We start from the raw sequence: 19,817 nt of genomic DNA, 5'->3' as shown, positions 1-19,817 counted from the left end.
TTCAGCTGGAGATGATTTAAACGCCTTTTATTTTTACAGATCTCTAAACTAACTTTTTGTAAATTTTTACTATGGCTAATAGTGTAGTTAATATCTTCAAGAAAAAATCATGGAAATAGGTGAAGCAATTAAAAAACGAAGGACCATTCATATCTTTACCAAAAAAAGTGTTCCTAGCGAAGTAATTCATAAATCAATAGTTGCAGCTAATCAGGCACCCTGCCACAGAAGGACTTTTCCATGGCGTTTTACCAACATTGGGATAAAGAAAAGGGAACTTCTATATCAATTACAGCTGACTCTGAAGTTTGGTGATAAGTCAATAGGTGAATCTAGTTTAAAAAAAATAAGGGAAAAAATGCTAAACCCTTCCCATTTGCTTATTGCCACTCAAGTATGTACTGATAATCAAGCTCAGAAACTCGAAGATTATGCTGCTTGTGCTTGCGCGATTCAAAACCTGTCGCTTTCACTTGTCGCCGATGATGTTGGTTGCAAGTGGTCAACAGGAAAAATCACTAAAGACCCTAATACTTATCAAATAGCACAAATAAATTCAAGTGAGGAGGAAATTATTGGTTTTATTTGGATCGGATATGGAAATGAGCCGCCTTTAATCAATAGACCTTTAATTAGTACTATCTATAGAGATAGGTATTAACCTGTTTTAATTCATAGAAGAGAGATAATGTAACTGATAAGGAAGTGTTGATGCCACACTGAAAACAATCATCATCATCATCCCTGTTTTATCTAATCGAAGGATAGTTTTTCCATGGGCATTTTAGGTGGGTAGAACTAGACATCACTTAGTAATACATTTCTGAAAAACAAGACCACAGGGGGGATAAACTTTTCTCATGATCAATATGTGAACTCATAGAAAATATGCTAGATCCAAAATCAGGTCTTAGTCCATGTTTAAATCCGCTAAATTGCGTTTTTTTTCAAAAAGAATTTGATGATGTTGACAAGACCTTTAAGCAACTTATTAGGATTGCCCAGAAAATTCCTAGAACCAAAGTTTTAGAGGCTAATGATAAATATTGGAAAGGGGTTTGTCGTAGTTTGATTTTCAGATTTCCAGACGACTTGGAGATTTTAAAAATCGATAAGAAGATTCAAATCAAATCGGCATCAAGATATGGTGGTGGCGATCTTGGAGTTAATGGAACTAGAGTGGGAAGATTATTAACTGCTTTAGAAAAATCAAATAGTTAGCCACCAAAACTTTCATAAAACAATCAATTTGTTGTCGTTGTGAAAAATGATAGTTATTTTTAAATAACTGTATAAATAAAATGAACAGAGCACAAAAATATTTTTTACATCTTCCAAAGGGGACTCATTTTGAAAAAATCATTGATACAGAGTATGGGAAAGAGAATATATTTGTAAGCCCAGACGGCAAAAAACATGCAATACCTATGATTTCAGCAAAATTTCTTGACAAACTTCAACACGTTAAAATTAGCAGTTAGGACAATTGTTTTTCCATCTTGTGATTTTGGTTTCTTCATAAATATGACCAGAGGCTTCAACAATAGGCTTTGTTTCCGGATTGATAAAAATGTTATATAAAACATTCTCTGGTCCTTCAAACATTACAGTTGCTCTTTTTGAGTCTCCTATACATTTGCCGATATAAAAAGTTAACTCCCATCTCTCTAAACATCTTCTGCTGCTCTGGCGTATTCATTTGAGTGCAATACTCTGAAAAAGTATTGCTAAGTTTGATGTTTAAAACAGTGATTGCAGTTGCCATGGAAAAGGTAAATGAATTTTAGAGGATATACATCCCTAGCATTTTGCTTGTCTCCCTAAAGACTTTGTTGTTTTGATTTCATCTCATGAGAATGATATTATTTTGATTTTTTATTTATGCCGTTAGCGTTTTCGATATCTTGTAAAAGCCCTTTTGTGGCTTGGTGAAATCCATTTTCACTAAAAACGTTTGAGCTTCATCAAATTTCTGTTGAATTTTTTTTATGTACGGAGTCATCTCATTTGGAGATAAAGACATCGTTTTTTAATACTCTTTTTAAAGTTTGCTTTTTATACAAAATGATAGGAAGTGGCAACTGCTACAAAAAAATAATATTAGTAATAACTACTCACTCAATTAATATAGAAGGCTAGTGGTTTTGCGTATTGCATCTACAGCTTCTAACGATATAACTAAATGAAGTTGCATTGTGACATTGTCTATCTTTAAGCGCCTAGGCAACAGGTTTTCAATGAAAAAGCTTGACAACAGCAAATGTTATTCAAGATGCGAAATGCAACCTTTACCTAATGAGATTTATCAAGACATTGTTGATTTTCAATCCGATGTGAATAGACCTATAGACATTGCTATTTATCGGGAATTTAAAAAAGAAGCTGCATGAGTTCCTGACTAGATTGTTTTGGTTCATATTTTCTTGGATTCCACTTATCTATTAATAGGGTGTAATTTTACCAACTTTACAATTTTGTTGAATAAGGCTGTTAATTTTTTTCCTTGAGTTATCGAATGACTGTAGAGTAGAAAGAAAGAAGTAATTAAATTTTTATTAATGGATAGCTTGAAAGCCAAGTCTTTAGCTAATGAATTAAATGAATTAGCATGTAAAGGATGCACGGAGGGATGGCTAGAGAAACACGATGGACTATCAGATCCAATTCAAGATATTAATGAGTGTGGATCTCTTGGATTTATTTCGCCTGAACGAAAAGAGCGATTAATTAATGAAGTTAAAGAGATTAAAGCCATAAATTAAATAATATGGATAAAAAAAAAGGAAGTAGCCCGAGTAAATTTTCTGTTCCTCCATTCGCTTCAGATGATGAGATATGGATAAAAATTCTTGAAGTTTTGACACCATCTGAACAACTAGAGGCTAGCCGTTCAAAATCAGAGTTCAATGATCCATATATGGGTGGTAAAGAGATTATTGTTAAACGCTCTGATCAGTCAGACATAGCTGTTGCGTTACTTTCTGAAGTCACTACTGATGGTGATGAATGGGCAATATATAGAGAACTTTGAAATGGATGCTTATTCATTAATTGCATTGGGGACCATTATATTATCTCTTTTTAGTTTGGTGTTGCTTTCTAAATTATTTAGAAATTTAATTAGAAAGCAAATAGATGATCAAATGAAAGATATGATACCGATAAAAGCTATTCGAGAAAGAATAGGAATAAGAATAAAATTGAGAAAATAGCATAAACATTATTTTAATTTTGAGTTAGTTGTTTACAGCTTTTCTTTTCTTACGCGATGTTTTTATATAACTAATAATATGAGCTATTAAAATGAGGATTAATCCCCCGTTTCACCATTACGTTTTAGTTAAAATATTATTCATATATCAGTTTTTCTTATGCGTATAAGTTAGTAAGTAATACCGATAGAAAAAAAGAAAAAGAAAGGATAGATTAATTCTAATTTCAGGAGACTTTTATGAATACGATTGATGCTAAGAAAATGTCTCAAGGCCAAGTTGATCCAATTGAAGATTATCTTGAGTGTGTAACATATTGTTCAATATCTAGCAGTGCAGAAGAGAATGATTGCCAAACTATATGTATGGAAAGGCATTTGAAAAGCTCATATTTTTAGACTTATTCACCAAAAATTAAAACTAGAGAAAATCACAGCTCTTTAATAATGTAATTAACTTTTGGAATCTCAATCTCAAATTAGAGACCTAAATATATACTCTTATCTAGCAAGCAATAATTGTCAAAAAATCTATGAATAATCCAGTGGGAAATAGGTATACATTCGCTTGATTTATATCAAATGTTTTAATGTTTAATAAATGACTTGAGCAGTTCTACCTATTCCTGCTTGACTGTTGATGTGGTGAAAGAACAATAGTCTTGAGTAATTATTTTTGAAAATCTAATTTTAATGTTGAGGTAATAACAAAAGGTTTAAATACTTATGAAAAAAACGGACATAATTGCCATCTTCAAATTAGATGATATTAAAAATTTTGGCTCATCCCATATCTTGGTATTGGCTTGTTGGCTTTTTTCTATGGATGGTTCACAACGTTTTGGTTCTTAATCGTAAAGTTAATATTGACAAAGAACGACAAATATCAAAGCGATTTAATGCAATCTCAAGGCTCTATCCAAAAGGTACGTACATTTCACATAGATAATAATCATTAGTTGATTTTAATTATCATCAGCCCTTTCTTGGTTGCCTTAATAATGGGGTGGCTTAGAAGTTTCTTCAGGGAAATATTCTTCATTTTCATTTTCATATGTGTCACCTTTCTTTTTAAAGTATTCCTCTGATGGATCGTAACCATCGTTGTCTGGATTGATTTTGCTTTTCATAGTTTAATATTTTTTCTTTGGCGAGATCAGTGGATCTGTCAAAGTTTGTTATCCAGCTATCCCATTACAAATAATTCCTGCTTTGGCCATTGAAATTAAGACAAAATGATGAAAGCTGGGAACGGCTTTGTCTAGTGCTATGAGAAATATAAGCAATGACATTGATGTCATTGAAAGATATTGCATCCAATGAATACCTGCTTTATCAAGTCCATTTTTATCAAAACTTGTACTAGTCATTTCATTAAAGCTTTGGTCGGTGACATTAACGCAAAAAATTGTTTTTTGCTAGTTATTTCTTTTTCTTGATTGATGCCTTTACAAAATTGATTAACTTCTCTGTTCAGAAATTTCAAAGTTTCTAATCACCTCTTCACCCTTTCTGAAGATTGTTTTAGCATATTCAGTCCATTTCCCCTGTCCCCAATAACGGAAACAGCTAGTTTCTAATAGCAAAAGGTACAGAAGCGCTTCTTGATAGTCATAGGTTTTTGTTAACGATGGATTTTGAACTAATAAATGGTCAAATGTTTCGTGAAAATAGGAACTAAGTTTTGAAATTGGTTCTAAAACATTTACATATCCATCTTCCCAACTCAAATCGTTAGTCCAGCTGGCTCCACTCAAAGAGAAATATTGATCTTCCTCTTTTAATTCATTAATTGCTTTTTTAACCAAAGTAGGAGTTATTGGCCCTGAGATTTTTTTCCATATTCTGTCTTGACCCACAGCTTGTATCAATGGATAATTATTTTCATCAACATTTAAAGTCTCTAGGAAGTCGAGGTATTCAGATCCGTTCATAGCAATTGTGGGGCTTCTGTCGGTTTTTGGACCAATTCTTTTATAAGCATGAATAAAAGCCTGAGGAAATTCGTTCATCATTACACCGCCATTTTCTCCATCAGCAATTTGGGAAACCAACGAGGGGATAATATGTTGGCCTAAATATTGTTTTTTTAGCCCTATTGCCTCGTAATAAGGTTGCATTTGTCCAACAAGCTTGGTGTCTGACCCTTGAGTTTTTATTAGTGAAAGAATAGAGATGCTCTCTCCATTACTTCCTTGTGCTTTGAGCATATTTGGAACATATTTCTGATCGTCTCTAAGACATGAGCCATCAAGATTTTGAACGCTATGCTCTTGAACCATTACCCAACGATATCCACATTCTTTGAGAGCTTTGATTAATTGAAAAAGAACATCAGGTTGGTTTGGAAGATGCATCTCGGGAAGAGAGAATCCTTTCACTCGATGCAATGCATCTTCACCGAATAATGATGAGAAGTGATGCTGCCAGGCTGTTATCTGTAATTTAAAGTCAGAAGGTGGAGTTGAAGAGGCTACAGCATGACTCCAAAAGGTTCCTAACCATTCAACATGTGGTTGAACTGTGCAATCACACGTTAGGATCTTTAACGATGCGAGAATATCCTCGCGACCCATTTGTTCGATTCCCCAAAGTAGATTACCGGAGTAATCAAGCATTATTTTGGGATCATATCCTTCATCTATAAGGCTTGGAATGATTTTAGCTAGACGTTTATAGCATTGAGCAAATGGTTCGGCATTGTGATTATCTCCTTCTGAACTGTGTTCAAACATATATTGCAAATGTGAAATGAGCTCTCCATTGTTACCTGCTGGAATTGTTGGTTGATGCATATGGAGGGCACATGCAAATCCTGAATTAACATTCTCAAACCTTGACTTTTTTTCGAATTGTCTACTATCTCTTTTCTTATTTACTAACTTATTAATTTCTAATTCAAAACCACATATCGGGGGTAAGTCTTTGTTATTCATTTTATTGAGGTTATATATTCAAAGCAGTCCCATTGAAAGGAAGTTTTCTGAATTAATTGGAGTATATACAATAAAAATGTTTTTCATAGATTTGATTTGTTTTTCGATTCAATCTTTGAGAAATACTCTTACTATTCGTTGTATTTTTATTCACTATGAAATCAGAACAATATAAATATATTTATTTTTCTAATTGTTCTAATAGACACTAATAGATTGTAATACAAAATTTATTTTTCCTGGCTTAAAGCCAGGATTCAATTCTCCTGGTTTACCAAATTTTGAATGTAGTAATTGAAATTGGGTAATAGATTTTGATTTGAATATAATTGGTAATGAAATTTTTTTTGCTAGAACAGTTGGTTCAAGGCTTTCAAAAGGTACTTTGATAGTTGTTGTCCCAAATCTTTTTGTTTTTAATTCTGCTACCCATCTGAGCCCACCAGGTGATTTGTCTAAGAAAAATTCTCTTAACCCAAAAATTCCATATTTACATGACACTCCAAACTTTAAAGTTCGACCTTTACCTTCAATTTTTAATTCAAAACCTTGATAATTGGATAAATTTAGAACAGGTGAAAATATTGGAGATTTGCAACTAACAAAACCTCCTTTTTCCTCAACTACAACACCTTCCAGGGAGAGGCCTTTTGAGGAAGATCTACAAACTGCCTTACTCGAACCTCCCATAACAGTGTCGTTCAAGGAAAACCAATCATCAAAGTCACTGGATGAAACGACTTTTGATAGCTCAGACATTTTTAACTACAATTTTTTTTTACTCTATAAAAATATTTTGTAAATCATGAGTTTAAAAATGTAGATTTCCACAGTTAAAGAAAAATACCTGGGTGTCTCATTTAGTGATTCTTATGGTCTAAAAGTTATTTTTTAAATACTAATAAGGCTATTAGAATACCTTTTGATCTAAGGTGATTTACTTCAGTTGGCTTAATGTTTTACCAATGGAAGGTCAATTATTAAAGAGAAGGCAAGCTGGTGATGATGGATTTATAGAGCATTCAGCATCCCAAAAACCTTCTTCTTCGATACCTTCCCAATGATTAATCATTGTTTCTAATTCCTTGATTCTTTCTTTAGCGACATCAATTTTTTCAAGGAGATTTGATGAAGTTTCTTTCTTCATGATTTTTCCTCTTTACTACTCTTATTTAACTACTAAATTGATATTAAATCTACCGATACAATTACTGATGTATTTATTCCTATGAGTCTTTGAAAAAATCAATTCCGAAGATTTTTTCTATTTTCTTTTTTATAATCTACCTTTGGTTGAAATAGAACGAATTACAAAAATTATCAACATTATTTGTCTCAGCTTTAAGACCTGTCTTCTTTGCAATCAAACTTATCTTTGCGTTTTTTTCTTTTAGTGAATAGTCATTCTGATTAAGGTACATTGTGTAATATTCCCTGCATAAATTTGATAGCTCTTTTTCTCTGGAAAATGGGATACGCCCTACAGCTATCAATACAAGAGCTAGAGCTATTGCTCCTGTAAAAGCTTTGTTGAGCGAGTTAGTCATAGTTATGATTTTTTATATTGTCTAGAATGCCGTCTGAAGTGAAAATCCTCGCTTTAAAAGGGAACGATTTCAACTGTAACGAATTTTATCTACTATTTTTATGGTGTTTTATAGTGCAGACTTGCCTTGACCAGATTTTAGGAGGAAAAATGTTGGCAATCCAAGTAAAACACCTACAGAGGTAATTAGTATAAGATTTATAGTGAATGAACTAACACCTAGTTCTGAAGAGGCTAAAGCAAAAGTCATTAAATTGAAGTTGAATTAGTTATTATTTTTAAGTATATTTTCAAAAAATCTCAAACTCTTAAAAGCTTGTAAGAATTGTTTTCACTTTATTCATAGAATTTCAGATTGGAGCTGAGTTTGTATTTGACTCAATTTTTTGCTGATTCATTTTCGCTTATAGATTTTTTCGACTTTTGTATATCTTTATTTAAGGCGGCCTTTTTTTCCTCAGCCTCCTTTTCTATTGCTTTTTTTGCGTCAGCTTCTTTTTCTGCGGCTATTTTTGCTGCTAATGCGACGGATTCTTCATGAGCTATTTTTGCATCAAGTCGACCAGTTCCCCTCATCCATTCATTAACACTTGCTTCCTTCCCAGCTGCTTCACATTCTTTTTTATACCTTAAAAATGGGAACCAATGATGGTTAGCTGTTTCAGGATTACTTGTATTAAAATTATTTTCGCTCATTTACTTGATTAGACTTTTAAGATTATCCAATAATCTCTGTACTAAGTGCCTTTTAAATTTACTAAAATTTAAGTTCTTTTTATTAATTACATTGTTGTGTAATGTTTTTTACTTGTTGATAGTCATATGTAAATAATAGGGATAAGAATTATTTCTCAGAGTTAAATTGATTTTGAAGTATGTATTATTTTGATTTTCCTGAATAAATATCTCAAATGGATTCTTCTTTGGCTTTAGCAATTATTTTGACATTTGTTGGGATAATTATTTTTATATTGATATCAAAAAATGATCTTGGAGTAACTTCTTTAAAGAAAGATCCTGAATCTCATACAACACTGATTGGTTCCGTTGCTAAGGGTATTCCAGGTTCTGATATTTTAAACCCAGATTCAGTCTCCAATGCAAAGGAGTCGACAGAAAATGCAATTCACAGCTAGCAATGATGCTGATGAAGATTTGATTTGGTCTTTGATTTTAAATAATCTGGGGTCTACTCTTTCAAAAGACGTCTCACCAGCTACTTCTGCTTTCTTCAAAACAGAGGACGGCATAGAATGTTCGGTTAGGAGAAGAAATGGAGATTTGATTGCACATTGTTATTCAGAGTCAGATCGAATGGGGCAAAGACGTTGGACTATTGATCTTAAATAATTGTCAAACGACAATAAGCGCTCTTATATTCCTAGTTCTTCAATTAAATTTTTTTGGAATTTGGAACCCAGTATTGTATTCGCGGCCAGAGCACCACTAGCTGCTACAGGTGGAATGCCGATCCCTGGGAATGTACTTGAACCGCACATTAAAAAATTTTTGATTGGAGTTTTATTCCCTGGGAAAAGTCCTTCTGCTGCCGACAAGGCTGGACCATAACTTCCATTCTTTGTATTTAAAAATCTTTGATGAGTAAGTGGTGTCCCTAGCATTTTTATTTCGATTCTTTCGTGAATATCAGGGATTATTTTTTTTATAGGTTGCCAGAATACTGAGCATCGCTCTTCTTTTGTTTTTTCATATTCTTTAGTACCTATTTTAAGATTTTCCCATATTTCCCATGGCTCATTAGCAGGTGTATATCCGTGAAGGATATGTTTGTTGTGAGGAGACATTGTTGGATCCAAGGCAGATGGAATAGAGAGAACAACTACATTTCTTTCGGCAGTAATACCTCGAGCCCAATCATCAACCCATATTGAATGGAGTGGAATATTTTCTAGTCCTTCTGCATTAAACCCAAGATGAAGATGAAGAAATGATTTGCATTTTGGAGTCATGGACATTTCTTCTCTCCATTTTTGAGATATATCTTTTGGTATTAAATCAAGGGTGTTCCAAATATCTGCATTGCTAACAATATGATCTGCAAAGATTTTCTCACCATTTTTTAACTCAATTCCAATTGCTTTATTCCTGTTTATAATTATCTGACTGACTTTTGAATTAAGTTGGAGCTTCCCTCCAAATGAGTAAATTCCATTTAATAGAGCTTTAACGATAGATTCACTTCCACCCTTTGGATATTCCAGGTAGGCATCTGGTTTAAACCAATCATCAAAAAGGGTTGCCATAGCAGCTGCATTCGTTTCGTCTTTCGATAAACCGCTTATTAGAAAGGAAAGTAAATCAACCCAATTTCGCAAAAATGGATCTTTAAGATGTTCATCAACTAAATTTCCAAAAGCACCTCCTAGGTATTTAAAAGATTTCAAGTGAGAGAGGAGCGTTTTACTACGTCTTAAGAGCTGAAAAATAGTTTCCTTGTTTTGATTTAGCGCTATTAGGGGAATTGCATTAGCTGCTGCACCAATCGGTTTAATCACTTGAATAAATTGTTCCCATTCTTTAATGGCATCATTTCCGCTAATTGAATTGATCTGATCAAGGAATCTTCTATCTCCAACTCCAATCGTGTAGTTGCCTTCAGGAATTTGAACATTCCAATCCTGATATTTAATTAATTCAACTTTTTGGTTAAGAGCTTTTAGGACTTGACCTAAAGGATTTGTCGTAGGCCAAGTACCTATTCCACTCCAAAGAGATGGTCCAGATTCAAATGTATATCCATTTTTCTGAAAGCCATGAGCGGCTCCTCCAGGTTTTGAGTGAGCCTCAAGAATTAAGACTTTTTTGCCAGCTTTTGCTAGCAAGCCTCCGCAACATAATCCTCCTATGCCACTTCCAATTACAATTACTTCTGGATTTTTCATTTATTTTTTTTAAAGAAATTTTTTTTCTTTAGAATTTCTACTACAAATTCTTCAGAACTGCTTCAATGAAGTAAGTTTTAAGAAGGGAATTTACTTAATTTTTGGTTGTCAAGAAGAGGAATAGATGGACGTATATAAATAAATAATGCTCCGTGCATATCTTTAATGATTCTTAAATCTTCGTCAACATAGATCACTCTAATCTCACAATTTGGATTTTCTTTGTTCCATGGAAGAAGTTTCCATACGGTTTTAACTGGATACCACCTTTCCATGAGAATACTGTCTAAAAATGGAATTTTTCCCAGTCCATCCACCTCTGATACTTTAGTCTTCTCTAACTCCATTGAGAGAATGTTGTCTTTTAGTTGAAGCCTTTTAGCCAGCGTTATGACTCGACCACCAAAGGTAGGTAAAAGCTTGAACCATCCAAGGATTGGGATGGTTGTAAGTCCAAAGATAGTGGTATCAAATGAGGAGATCATTTCTCCTTTATTAAAATTGAGATATTGACCGACTCTTCCTACTGTTGATATACCAAATGATCCAACTTGTAAAAGATGAAGCTTAAAAAATAAATCGCTTTTTGATTTGTCGTTTAGAGCCTTTTCTATGGCTAAAAAAAATGGAGAGCTCCTAAATAATTCAACTGATGAGTAAATAAGCTCCCATTCACCTTCAATAGAATCCTGAGATATTTCATCTGATAGGGGTAGGAGATTGTCAACAAGTTTATTCATCTCTACTAATTTATTTTGGTACATAGGAGCAATCATCGCGTTCATCCTTTGACCTCTATCTGTTGCTGCGGCTACCTGGTAAATAAGGGCTTTGAGATCCTTCCTGTCCTGCATTTTATTGAATTGGTTAATTCGTACTTAACACCTTGACCTTAACTAAAATTTTCTAAAGACCTTCAGTTTATATACATATAGCTTTACCAAGTAATATTTAAGCGTTTCTCATCGATTTGGCTTATAACATTTATATGATTGAAACTAAAACCTTACTACTGACAATATTTGTTCCCTTGGCGTGTCTTAAACTTTTTGGCTTCTATAAAAAAATTCTCAAGGTCTCAGAACCGTCTTTAAAGCAAATAAAAGCAAAATTAGAAAGAACATTTTCAATAGATAGCTAATTTGTTGCCCAAATTTTTGTTTTTTGTGTTTTTATAGCGATTTTTGCTTACTTTTTAGAAAATCAATTAATTTTAATTCCTTCTTGATAGTTATTTTCTCCTTAAGTGAGACTTTACCTATCTATTTTCTAATCAAGCCTATAACTCTCTTTTTGTGCTCCTTATGTCTTTAAATGAATAGTTTTTTATGTAAATTTATAAGATGCAAATGCTATTTACATCTACATGTAAATAGATTGTTCGGTTTGGATACCCACAATGTGCTAGATGTTGTATATAGGTAATTCTTAATCCAATGTCTCAATTAAGTATCAAAGTTAGCGCTAAAGGCGAAGCCATGATCGCTACCCTTCAAAAGGAAATTTTTAACCGAAGAAGAAAAAAAGTAACAGCATCACAAGTTGTTGAAACTCTTGTAGAAAGCGGTGCTAAGTCACAATCTGATAAGCGTTATGCTGCTTCATGGAAAAACTTAATAAAGGATATTGAGAAAGCTGCAAAAGTTTCTGAGATCCATGGTAATAAGCCTGCAAATGTTAGTGCTGATGAGTGGGCTTTGATTCTCTCTCACCGTACTCGTAAGATTACGAGTGCTAAAAAAGTTTCAGCAAAATCCTCAATTAAAAAAGCTGCTGTCAAGAAAACTGTTGCTAAAAAGTCCGCTATCAAAAAAACTGCTGGTAAAAAAGTAATTGCAAAGAAAGCAGTAGCTAAAGCCGCTCCAGCGAAGAGCGCTGCTAAAGCAAAAGTTAAGACTTCTAAAGTTAAAACAGCAGTTAAGAAAGTAGCTACTGCTCAAGCTAAAAAAACAACTTCAAGCGCAAATTCAGTTTCAAAGAGAGCATCTAAGGCTTTAGCAGGAAGACCTGCGAAGCGTGCAAGAAAAGTTAGTCTTAAAGCTGTAAAAGCTTAGACAAAAAGCCAGATCCGTTAAAGCGGCCTGAAAAGTGCAATGCTTTTCTCTGGCTATATTAGTAAATGTCATTAGAATCCCAATCCTACATTCCCTTTTGTGTAGCCTTGGCAGTAGTACTTGGCATGGTAGTAGTGATTAGTAATATCAGCTTCCTCTCCTTTTAGTCCATCGATTCTTTTCTTTCCTAATTTCAATTCTCTTGCAGCCTTTTCCCCTGTAATTAAATCAGCGCTTAGACGTCCGCAAATATCATTCACTTTGAAGTCTTTCGCTGAAGGACCTCTGACATACCCTGCAAAAATTGCAAGAAATAATCCAAGGGTTACAAACCTTCGGTGGTTTCTCCACCATTCATAACTATTGAGATTTAGTCTCTTTTTTACATCAATTTTCATTTATATCAATAATAGATTTGTTCACCTTAGGTCTTAGTCCTTTTCTTTATGGGTGATGTTCTTGATAGTTAAATATTTTAGCTTATTCACATAGTTTAAGCATTAGCCCTATTCGTTTTTCAATAGATCATATTCACGAAGTACGATTTGATTATTGGCAAATCTATTTACTAATGCTTCAGAAAATTTCAAATGATGATTGGCAATATTTTGTACCCTTTTTGGCTTGCACTTTTTGCTTCGTTGCATCAGATTTCTTAGGAATAATTGATAAAACTTCTATTGCTTATTGGTCTGGTCGATTGTTTTATGAGCCATACAGGATTATTACCTCCCATTTTTTTCATGGTGATTTTAATCATTTATTAGCAAATATCTCTGGAATTATCGTAGCTAGATATTTTCTTAAATCTTTAAGCCTTCAAAGTGACTATTTCTTTATGGCTTTTATTATATTGATCATGCCTCTTCAAGCGTTCATTTGTTGGTGCTTTGATATTTTCGTTTATAGAAATCCAATGTCTCTAGCTATTGGATTTAGTGGGGTTTTATTTGGTATCGACGCATTTATTCTAATGACTACAATTTATGGAAAGAAAAAATTTGTTTACATTGGATGCGAGCTAAAGAAAGATCCAAGATTACTTAAACCTATTTCTATTCTGACAGTGATTGGAATTATTTGGTCATTCCTACCTGGTATTAGTTTGTTAGGTCATATGTCTGGACTTTTGGCGGGATTTCTATTGTTTTGGCTCTAGACAAATAATTGACTTCATGTTATTGCTTCTTAAGAAAAACGTGATCATCTGAATGGTGAAAATTCTTAACTCAACTTTTATTGAGTTAGCTTCACTTCACTTGATAAACTTTTGACCTTCCATTGCATTTACGTACTGCCCATTCGATTGGAGATTTTAAACTTTCTTGTTCAACGCAAATAGTCTGATAATTGGCCCATTTAGCTATTGGCCCTAATCTTATTGAAATTAGTGCAAGGCTAAACGCACATAAAAATGCACACAACAGCAACGCAATACCAGTAAATAGATCATTAAACTTGAATCTCATCTCTTTCAGATTGAAGTTCTTATTTTTTTTTGTCTCACTCATAGAACTAATGGGTTGGAATAAATTGCCTCAATATTTAAAGACTTATATACTTTTTCCTTTTTTATGGTGGCATAGCGAATAAAAGCTAAATGAATTTTATAGATCTATTTATTGATCTTTAACAGTTAGCAATTTTCTTGTGCTTATTCATTTGTTTTCTCGATTAAATATCCTTTTCTCTCCGATCACGATTGTTAACCATCCAAGTGCCAGAAGTCCTCCAGCTTGATAGTCTCCCCTAAGAAAATCAAATAGAGCGAGGGTGCTTGCAGAAATAGCAAGAGTACGAACAGCAAACCTTGCAAAGGTAATCTCATTTTTTTTAATAGGTTTATTCATATGACAATTTTGCAAGCACTAATTTCGTAAAACAAATTTTGATTGGATAAGTCATTAAAATTTATTTTTTTGAAAACATCTTGTTAACAAAATTAAATCTATCATTTCTTCCTTATCATAAGAAGACTGATCCTTTTCCCTCACACCGCTTCCCTCTGTTAAACCTTGTAGTTCTAGTTTCTTTCTAATCAAAATTTTTCTTTCTGCACTTGAAAGACTTTTAAAACGTTTTTTCCTCTCTTCACGACTTTCACTATTGTTCATTGGATTTGTTTAATAATTTGTCTATTTATAAATGAATTGATAATATTCTTTCATATTTTAATTCATTAAATAATTGTTATCTAGAAGTGCATCAATGACTTTTGCTCCTCTTGATTTCTTGCCCAGAGAAAGGGGATTGGTCTTATCTAGTATTGAAGCAAAGCATGTGATCCAACTACTACCTTCGCATACTTGAGCTGCCTCACAAATGTGCTTTGGTGCCTTTTCTGTGCAACCTTGAGTGCGAGAAAGCTTAATAGATTCTAGTTGAGAATATAGTTCTAATTCTAGTAATAATAGTTCGTCTTTATTAATACCTTCGCCAGCAGCGTAGCTTTCAAGCAAGATTTGATAATTCATTCTTTAATGAGTTTTCGTACAATTGAAAATTAAGATCTAAAAAGTTTTTCTAAATCCTGCTTCGCTTTCTCCAATTCACTTAGTTTTATTTTGTTTGTTCTTTGTCCCCATTTATCTACCTCTCCAGTTCGACCATTTTTAATTGTCATCCTTATCCACCAATATTGAAGACTCAAGAATATAAGAGCAAAAAAAATTAATTCAATAGTTCCTTGTTTCATCTCAAACTACAATTCTTACAAATTGAACTTTTTCTTATCGTAGTACTGATTTTTCATTTCTTTATTACTCATTGGGATCAACTTCTGTGATTTTTAGATTTAAGCCAAGGTAAACAAGAATACCTCCAATAAGAGGTGTCCAAAGTCCCCATTGGTTTAAATCATGTGATTGCAGAAATTCCATTTATTCTTCATCTCTTCTAATGATGATTTGATTTGTTTTATATTGAGATACTACCCTATTAGTTATTTCAACAATAAATGAATTTGGACAGTGTAAAACCTCTTGTAACTCAGCTAGTTCATCAGAAATAAACTCTATAGTCCTTGCAATAACTGCGTGATGTTCTTCTTTTGGTTCCCATTCTTTAGCCATTAATTTCTTGATAATGATCAGCTATTTCGTTAAGCATTTTTGAAATATATTTTTCAGTTGCAGTTGTGTGCTCTTTTATTTTTTCGCATGTGTCCTTAACTTGTATCCATGCACTTTCTATCACTTCAAGTTTTTCGTTTGTAGGATCCCATTCTTTAGGCACATTAAATGTGAGTCAAACCAAACATTATCCCTTTAGAAATTGCCCATCCAATACCTAGACATATGAAAACTGTAAAAAGTGTTTTTAAAAGGTCCATATTCTTTTAGTCTCTCCCATAAGCAGTTCTTAACGAACTTGAAAAATCGAATTGAACACCATCATTAGATGAGCCTAAGTTTTGAATTAGCTTTGAACTGGCAAATCTTGATTGAGTTGATGAATAAATTGATTGAGATTTTACTCCTGATGATTTTACTGCCGCTGTTTTCTTTGCTGTCGCTTTTGTTGCTGTAGCTGAGGTCATTAAAAGAATTGTATTTCTTACAACTTAGACAAACTGAGATAAAAGGCGATAGTTGTTAACTTTTTACAATCTTAAAATCATCAACCAAACAGGGATTGATATGAGTGAGATGATCGTACTTAAGACAACAAGAGATGTGGCTTCCTCCTCATCTTTTGAAGCTACTTTGGATATTAGTAAAACAGATATTGCTGTTGGCGCAGCTGATTGAAGTACTAAAGCCTCTCGCATTACGTTTGGTAATCTGAATGCTGCGGAAATGATCAACATAATTATTGGCAATCCAACCAGTTTCATGATTAAAGCATTTTTTATGAATATTATTTGGATTTTTATTCTTGAGAGATTTGCTTTCCTAAGCCAACTTAGACGCATTCCAACGATTACCAGTGCTAATACAATTACAATCCTTGAAGGTATCCATAGTAATTCTGTTATTTGTTCACCCCATGGAAGTGAATGAACAATTAATGCGCCAATTAATCCTTTTACAGCAGGGCTGCTAAATATTGCTTTTATGAAATTTTTCCAATATCTATTAGAACTTAAAATATTGGAAGGATCTGTTAGCAGTATTGGTCCGATACTCCAAATTACTAATGTCGCACCAAGGTCAAAACCTATACTGTAAATCAATGCATGATTTGGAAGTAGTGCTAGTGAAATTGGTATTCCGAAATATCCTGTATTTCCAAAAGCGCTACCTAATTGAAGAGTTCTGTTTGGGACAAAGTTTTTAATAGCAGAAAAACTATTTAATATAGCCATTAAAAAGCCAATAGCTACCAATGCTAATGCAGCAGATTGTACCAAAGGTAATTTAAGGCCAGACTTAAGTAATATTCCCATCAAGCTGATAGGAATTCCATAGCTAATAAGAGGCCGAGAAATCGTCAGGGATAAATCTTTTTTTAAACGTCCGAGTAAATAGCCTATTAAAAGACAAGGTATTAATTCAGCTAATAGAAGGATTATTTCCAACTGAGTAAAGACAATAGCATTTTAGTTTTTCTAAGAATTTAATAGTAGTTTTAATTATTCATTTCCTTATTTTAACTTTAGTTTGTCTTTGCTAGTACTTTTTAGGTTTTGGACATATTTTCTTTGTCAATGATTGAGAAAGCTTTAATTCATAATTACCTTATTTCTCCTTGAAAATACTTTTTCTTGAACATCCTATCGTTTCTCCAAAAAGAATATCTGTGCACATTGCATTACATAATAGATAAACGACCCAACTGGCAACCGGAACACCAACTAAATAACTAAAGGGGTGTTTTACTTTGATGAACCCAACAGTGGCAACAAATAAAACAACAATCAAGTTGATGATTCGTTTGAGGTTTTTTCTTGTTATCTGCATCAGCTATTTCTAGCAGAAACTTTTCTTTTTTATCTAGTTTTTACAACAACTGTTAGTCAGTTGTGTTTTGTTTGGGTATTGTTTGCGCATATAAAAGATTATCGATGTCTTCTACTGTCACCTCAGTTTTTACTTTTAAGGTTGAAAGCACCTTTGATGAGTGGGCTGCAATATTTGATAGCAATGAGGCTACCAGAAGGCATAGAGAGTTTAATATTCAGCCTTTATATAGAGGGTGTAGTGATGAAGACCCTAAAAAAATTATTGTTATTCATCAGCACCCAGAGGGGAATATTGAGAAATTTATAGAAGCCAATGGAGACTGGATGGCCAGCCACAGAGTCGATTTATCTACAATGGAGAAGTCTGCTTGGACTTGGACCGACAATAGTAGTGTTCAGTGTAAAGCCGCTTAATAAAATACGGGCTGTGTACTTATGTAATATCCACGTATCATATTCCAGAGTTTTATTCTTTCTAGCCATTTAAGTTCATTAATAGTTTGTAATATCTAAATTAGAGATTGACCATATTCATAAAGTATTTCTCTACTAAAAGAACTTTTTTTATACAAATGTTAAGTTGCTAAAAAATTTAAATTGAATTATAAGACTCTATGGGTATTAATATTATTCCAATAAATAAAAATTAAAATGGGGAGGTTCCACAATAAATTAATTGAATAAACTTAAACTTGGTGAATTTAAACACAGCTAGTAATCGGTAAGCTTGATTCCACATAAATTTCCTTGCTCTGAAGCTTTTACAATCGCTTTGTATATATCTAAAGTCATAACTTTAATTAAATCGAATAACATTTTTAAGTTACCTTTCAAATCTCTTACTGTAAGTAAGGAAATACCAAATACATAAAGTAAAAATTATTAATATAATTAGTTTTTTTTATAATTGATTATTTATGGTCCTCGTTGTTTTCAGTTTTTTAGAATTATTGTAAAATCTATAAAACGTTGTTTAGCTTAGATTATTAGCGCTTATTTTTATCACGTAGTTAGATTGGAACTTAACTGAGATCTATTTGGTCTAAATCATTAACATGTTTTAGATTCGGTTTCCTGTCCAAACATTGTTCGGTAGATTTCTATCAGAACTATTTTTTAGCCTTTAATATTTAAATATTTGATTTTGAAAAAATGTCCTCAAGACCAATTACATCCTGTAAAAGATATGCTGTTAGCTACCGAGACTTGGATAACAAAAGACATGAGTTAGGGTTTTATGCTATTGATGCTTTTGAAGCTAGACAGCTGGCAATCGAGTTCAACAAATTTGTTCGTGAGCATCCAAATTCTATTGATAGGATCTGTCTCAGAAATAAAGTTATTAGTTGATGTAATTACTTTTTTATGACATTTAGCTAAATATCAATATATGATCGGGGAAATTGATTGTTCTAATAAATACCTTAGATAATTTGTTCAGCAAAAATAATTGTTCAAATATTGAATAGCAGATTAATTATCTTGTACCCATAAAGCGAGTCCTCCACCCTTCCCTCTTGCTGATAACCATTTGCCATTAGGATCCATAGCTATTAGTGCAAAAAATGGTCTCTTTTTTTGATCCGGTGCCGGTAGAGATCTTTTTAAAATAGTCAATGAAGCTAGTTTTATTTGAATGCAATCAAAAGAGAAGGGTAATAATGGCTGTTTCCTTTCTAAATTTGCGTAGCCACTGAATCTCAAGGTAAGTAATCCAAGTTTAATTGCGTTGGCGATAGTAAATTTCTCTTCTTCTGGATTCTGTGTATCTTTCTTCAACTCCAGACAGGCCGAAAGAACCTGTAGCAAAGTGCTTGAAATCGTGTCTTCTGTATCTGATCCCTGCTTCCAAACTGAATTAAATTTCCATAGTCCTATTAGAGAGTCAAATTCAATGCCACTCCCATCTACTCTTGCCCTTTTTTCTAAATCTTTAAGTTTTTCTAGAGAAGGAAGATCAATTTTATTTACGTCCATTGTAATTAATTTTGCTTGGGTAATTTTAATCAGATATCTGACGTCTAGTGGTTTTAGGCTTTATTAATTTTCAGCCATGAATAGTTTTGAGTTAATTATTAGCTTAATTGTACATTTATTTATTCATGTGATTTCTTTCAATATCTAATTTTCATTATGAATCTAATGAGACTTTTGAATATATAGGTCATAATTAGAAATCAATAAGAGAGTGAGTCCCTAATTTTGGCTAATGAATATAAACCAAGTACATCACTCTTAACGGTAGGACTAAATTTATTTATGCT

At 32.9% G+C, this 19,817-nt stretch carries 35 protein-coding genes and 1 pseudogene; 13 read left to right on the top strand and 23 right to left on the bottom strand.

Annotation, left to right across the window (positions count from 1 at the left end; translation table 11 throughout):
- Positions 1-109 precede the first annotated feature (109 nt).
- From AC6EIZ_RS02715 to AC6EIZ_RS02705, 3 genes are all read left to right on the top strand, one after another.
- Entirely contained in the window at positions 110-661 is a 552-nt protein-coding gene (locus tag AC6EIZ_RS02715) for a nitroreductase family protein (protein WP_498512161.1), read from the top strand.
- A gap of 227 nt (positions 662-888) precedes the next feature.
- Positions 889-1,221, top strand: coding sequence for a DUF1499 domain-containing protein (locus AC6EIZ_RS02710; RefSeq protein ID WP_498512159.1), 333 nt, complete (start codon positions 889-891; stop codon positions 1,219-1,221).
- 80 nt (positions 1,222-1,301) lie between these two features.
- Complete coding sequence (locus AC6EIZ_RS02705) at positions 1,302-1,481, top strand: hypothetical protein (protein ID WP_498512157.1); 180 nt, start codon at positions 1,302-1,304, stop codon at positions 1,479-1,481.
- Here AC6EIZ_RS02705 and AC6EIZ_RS02700 read toward each other — a convergent pair.
- Positions 1,471-1,765 (bottom strand): annotated as a pseudogene (locus AC6EIZ_RS02700) (DUF3764 family protein). The gene AC6EIZ_RS02705 and the pseudogene AC6EIZ_RS02700 sit on opposite strands and share 11 nt — an antisense overlap.
- A gap of 472 nt (positions 1,766-2,237) precedes the next feature.
- Here AC6EIZ_RS02700 and AC6EIZ_RS02695 point away from each other — a divergent pair.
- From AC6EIZ_RS02695 to AC6EIZ_RS02680, 4 genes are all read left to right on the top strand, one after another.
- Positions 2,238-2,390 (top strand): hypothetical protein, encoded by a 153-nt coding sequence (locus AC6EIZ_RS02695; RefSeq protein ID WP_498512155.1) that lies wholly within the window; start codon positions 2,238-2,240, stop codon positions 2,388-2,390.
- 168 nt (positions 2,391-2,558) lie between these two features.
- A complete protein-coding gene (locus AC6EIZ_RS02690; RefSeq protein WP_498512153.1) occupies positions 2,559-2,762 on the top strand; it encodes a hypothetical protein in 204 nt (67 codons plus the stop codon).
- Positions 2,763-2,767: 5 nt separating this feature from the next.
- Positions 2,768-3,031: a hypothetical protein gene (locus AC6EIZ_RS02685; RefSeq protein ID WP_498512151.1), complete on the top strand. Its 264-nt coding sequence runs from the start codon at positions 2,768-2,770 to the stop codon at positions 3,029-3,031.
- Between the two features lie 420 nt (positions 3,032-3,451).
- Positions 3,452-3,610, top strand: coding sequence for a DUF8642 family protein (locus AC6EIZ_RS02680; protein WP_498512150.1), 159 nt, complete (start codon positions 3,452-3,454; stop codon positions 3,608-3,610).
- Positions 3,611-4,206: 596 nt separating this feature from the next.
- On the opposite strand, the gene AC6EIZ_RS02675 is transcribed toward AC6EIZ_RS02680, so the two are convergent.
- From AC6EIZ_RS02675 to AC6EIZ_RS02640, 8 genes are all read right to left on the bottom strand, one after another.
- Positions 4,207-4,341, bottom strand: a complete 135-nt coding sequence (locus tag AC6EIZ_RS02675; RefSeq protein WP_498512148.1) for a hypothetical protein — start codon at positions 4,339-4,341, stop codon at positions 4,207-4,209.
- A gap of 48 nt (positions 4,342-4,389) precedes the next feature.
- Positions 4,390-4,581 (bottom strand): hypothetical protein, encoded by a 192-nt coding sequence (locus tag AC6EIZ_RS02670; protein WP_413677972.1) that lies wholly within the window; start codon positions 4,579-4,581, stop codon positions 4,390-4,392.
- A 90-nt stretch (positions 4,582-4,671) separates the two neighbouring features.
- Positions 4,672-6,147, bottom strand: coding sequence for a polysaccharide deacetylase family protein (locus AC6EIZ_RS02665; RefSeq protein WP_498512146.1), 1,476 nt, complete (start codon positions 6,145-6,147; stop codon positions 4,672-4,674).
- 198 nt (positions 6,148-6,345) lie between these two features.
- Positions 6,346-6,906, bottom strand: coding sequence for a CIA30 family protein (locus AC6EIZ_RS02660; protein WP_498512144.1), 561 nt, complete (start codon positions 6,904-6,906; stop codon positions 6,346-6,348).
- A gap of 214 nt (positions 6,907-7,120) precedes the next feature.
- Positions 7,121-7,294, bottom strand: a complete 174-nt coding sequence (locus tag AC6EIZ_RS02655; protein ID WP_498512142.1) for a hypothetical protein — start codon at positions 7,292-7,294, stop codon at positions 7,121-7,123.
- Between the two features lie 136 nt (positions 7,295-7,430).
- Complete coding sequence (locus tag AC6EIZ_RS02650) at positions 7,431-7,694, bottom strand: hypothetical protein (RefSeq protein ID WP_498512140.1); 264 nt, start codon at positions 7,692-7,694, stop codon at positions 7,431-7,433.
- Positions 7,695-7,802: 108 nt separating this feature from the next.
- Entirely contained in the window at positions 7,803-7,943 is a 141-nt protein-coding gene (locus AC6EIZ_RS02645) for a hypothetical protein (RefSeq protein ID WP_498512138.1), read from the bottom strand.
- A gap of 128 nt (positions 7,944-8,071) precedes the next feature.
- Entirely contained in the window at positions 8,072-8,389 is a 318-nt protein-coding gene (locus AC6EIZ_RS02640; RefSeq protein ID WP_498512136.1) for a hypothetical protein, read from the bottom strand.
- A gap of 215 nt (positions 8,390-8,604) precedes the next feature.
- On the opposite strand from AC6EIZ_RS02640, the gene AC6EIZ_RS02635 reads away from it, so the two are divergent.
- Positions 8,605-8,829, top strand: coding sequence for a hypothetical protein (locus AC6EIZ_RS02635; RefSeq protein WP_498512134.1), 225 nt, complete (start codon positions 8,605-8,607; stop codon positions 8,827-8,829).
- Positions 8,813-9,043: a hypothetical protein gene (locus AC6EIZ_RS02630; protein ID WP_498512132.1), complete on the top strand. Its 231-nt coding sequence runs from the start codon at positions 8,813-8,815 to the stop codon at positions 9,041-9,043. Before AC6EIZ_RS02635 ends, AC6EIZ_RS02630 begins: the two co-directional genes overlap by 17 nt.
- A 23-nt stretch (positions 9,044-9,066) precedes the next feature.
- Here the strand turns inward: AC6EIZ_RS02630 and AC6EIZ_RS02625 are convergent, their stop codons facing one another.
- Positions 9,067-10,596 (bottom strand): phytoene desaturase family protein, encoded by a 1,530-nt coding sequence (locus AC6EIZ_RS02625; protein WP_498512130.1) that lies wholly within the window; start codon positions 10,594-10,596, stop codon positions 9,067-9,069.
- Positions 10,597-10,673: 77 nt separating this feature from the next.
- Positions 10,674-11,450 (bottom strand): PAP/fibrillin family protein, encoded by a 777-nt coding sequence (locus AC6EIZ_RS02620; RefSeq protein WP_498512128.1) that lies wholly within the window; start codon positions 11,448-11,450, stop codon positions 10,674-10,676.
- A gap of 582 nt (positions 11,451-12,032) precedes the next feature.
- Here AC6EIZ_RS02620 and AC6EIZ_RS02615 point away from each other — a divergent pair.
- Positions 12,033-12,650, top strand: a complete 618-nt coding sequence (locus AC6EIZ_RS02615) for a hypothetical protein (protein WP_498512126.1) — start codon at positions 12,033-12,035, stop codon at positions 12,648-12,650.
- Positions 12,651-12,721: 71 nt separating this feature from the next.
- Here AC6EIZ_RS02615 and AC6EIZ_RS02610 read toward each other — a convergent pair whose 3' ends face one another.
- Positions 12,722-13,048, bottom strand: a complete 327-nt coding sequence (locus AC6EIZ_RS02610; protein WP_498512124.1) for a hypothetical protein — start codon at positions 13,046-13,048, stop codon at positions 12,722-12,724.
- A 173-nt stretch (positions 13,049-13,221) separates the two neighbouring features.
- Here AC6EIZ_RS02610 and AC6EIZ_RS02605 point away from each other — a divergent pair, with 173 nt between their 5' ends.
- The gene (locus tag AC6EIZ_RS02605) at positions 13,222-13,809 is read left to right on the top strand and encodes a rhomboid family intramembrane serine protease (RefSeq protein WP_498512122.1); all 588 of its coding nucleotides are present in this window, start codon (positions 13,222-13,224) and stop codon (positions 13,807-13,809) included.
- Between the two features lie 91 nt (positions 13,810-13,900).
- Here AC6EIZ_RS02605 and AC6EIZ_RS02600 read toward each other — a convergent pair whose 3' ends face one another.
- From AC6EIZ_RS02600 to AC6EIZ_RS02555, 10 genes are all read right to left on the bottom strand, one after another.
- A complete protein-coding gene (locus tag AC6EIZ_RS02600) occupies positions 13,901-14,161 on the bottom strand; it encodes a hypothetical protein (protein ID WP_498512120.1) in 261 nt (86 codons plus the stop codon).
- 147 nt (positions 14,162-14,308) lie between these two features.
- Positions 14,309-14,500, bottom strand: coding sequence for a hypothetical protein (locus AC6EIZ_RS02595; protein ID WP_498512118.1), 192 nt, complete (start codon positions 14,498-14,500; stop codon positions 14,309-14,311).
- 54 nt (positions 14,501-14,554) lie between these two features.
- Positions 14,555-14,764, bottom strand: a complete 210-nt coding sequence (locus tag AC6EIZ_RS02590) for a hypothetical protein (protein ID WP_498512116.1) — start codon at positions 14,762-14,764, stop codon at positions 14,555-14,557.
- 57 nt (positions 14,765-14,821) lie between these two features.
- A complete protein-coding gene (locus tag AC6EIZ_RS02585; RefSeq protein WP_498512114.1) occupies positions 14,822-15,124 on the bottom strand; it encodes a hypothetical protein in 303 nt (100 codons plus the stop codon).
- Positions 15,125-15,153: 29 nt separating this feature from the next.
- Positions 15,154-15,345: a DUF8681 family protein gene (locus AC6EIZ_RS02580; RefSeq protein WP_498512112.1), complete on the bottom strand. Its 192-nt coding sequence runs from the start codon at positions 15,343-15,345 to the stop codon at positions 15,154-15,156.
- Positions 15,346-15,529: 184 nt separating this feature from the next.
- Positions 15,530-15,721, bottom strand: a complete 192-nt coding sequence (locus AC6EIZ_RS02575; protein WP_498512110.1) for a hypothetical protein — start codon at positions 15,719-15,721, stop codon at positions 15,530-15,532.
- Positions 15,714-15,884: a hypothetical protein gene (locus AC6EIZ_RS02570; protein ID WP_498512108.1), complete on the bottom strand. Its 171-nt coding sequence runs from the start codon at positions 15,882-15,884 to the stop codon at positions 15,714-15,716. Before AC6EIZ_RS02570 ends, AC6EIZ_RS02575 begins: the two co-directional genes overlap by 8 nt.
- A gap of 103 nt (positions 15,885-15,987) precedes the next feature.
- A complete protein-coding gene (locus AC6EIZ_RS02565) occupies positions 15,988-16,188 on the bottom strand; it encodes a hypothetical protein (protein WP_498512106.1) in 201 nt (66 codons plus the stop codon).
- 63 nt (positions 16,189-16,251) lie between these two features.
- Positions 16,252-17,169, bottom strand: coding sequence for an AEC family transporter (locus tag AC6EIZ_RS02560; protein WP_498512105.1), 918 nt, complete (start codon positions 17,167-17,169; stop codon positions 16,252-16,254).
- Between the two features lie 160 nt (positions 17,170-17,329).
- On the bottom strand, positions 17,330-17,551 hold the full coding sequence (locus AC6EIZ_RS02555; protein ID WP_498512103.1) for a hypothetical protein: 222 nt from the start codon (positions 17,549-17,551) through the stop codon (positions 17,330-17,332).
- Positions 17,552-17,655: 104 nt separating this feature from the next.
- Here AC6EIZ_RS02555 and AC6EIZ_RS02550 point away from each other — a divergent pair, with 104 nt between their 5' ends.
- Both AC6EIZ_RS02550 and AC6EIZ_RS02545 read left to right on the top strand, forming a co-directional pair.
- On the top strand, positions 17,656-17,967 hold the full coding sequence (locus AC6EIZ_RS02550; RefSeq protein ID WP_498512101.1) for a DUF3764 family protein: 312 nt from the start codon (positions 17,656-17,658) through the stop codon (positions 17,965-17,967).
- Positions 17,968-18,705: 738 nt separating this feature from the next.
- On the top strand, positions 18,706-18,903 hold the full coding sequence (locus AC6EIZ_RS02545) for a DUF8647 family protein (RefSeq protein ID WP_498512100.1): 198 nt from the start codon (positions 18,706-18,708) through the stop codon (positions 18,901-18,903).
- A 123-nt stretch (positions 18,904-19,026) separates the two neighbouring features.
- On the opposite strand, the gene AC6EIZ_RS02540 is transcribed toward AC6EIZ_RS02545, so the two are convergent.
- The gene (locus AC6EIZ_RS02540) at positions 19,027-19,530 is read right to left on the bottom strand and encodes a hypothetical protein (RefSeq protein WP_498512099.1); all 504 of its coding nucleotides are present in this window, start codon (positions 19,528-19,530) and stop codon (positions 19,027-19,029) included.
- Positions 19,531-19,817: the final 287 nt, after the last annotated feature.

This window comes from Prochlorococcus sp. G4PB16 (genome assembly GCF_059772465.1).
Note: the sequence above shows the minus strand (reverse complement) of the source record. Positions and strands in the feature narration are given on the sequence as shown.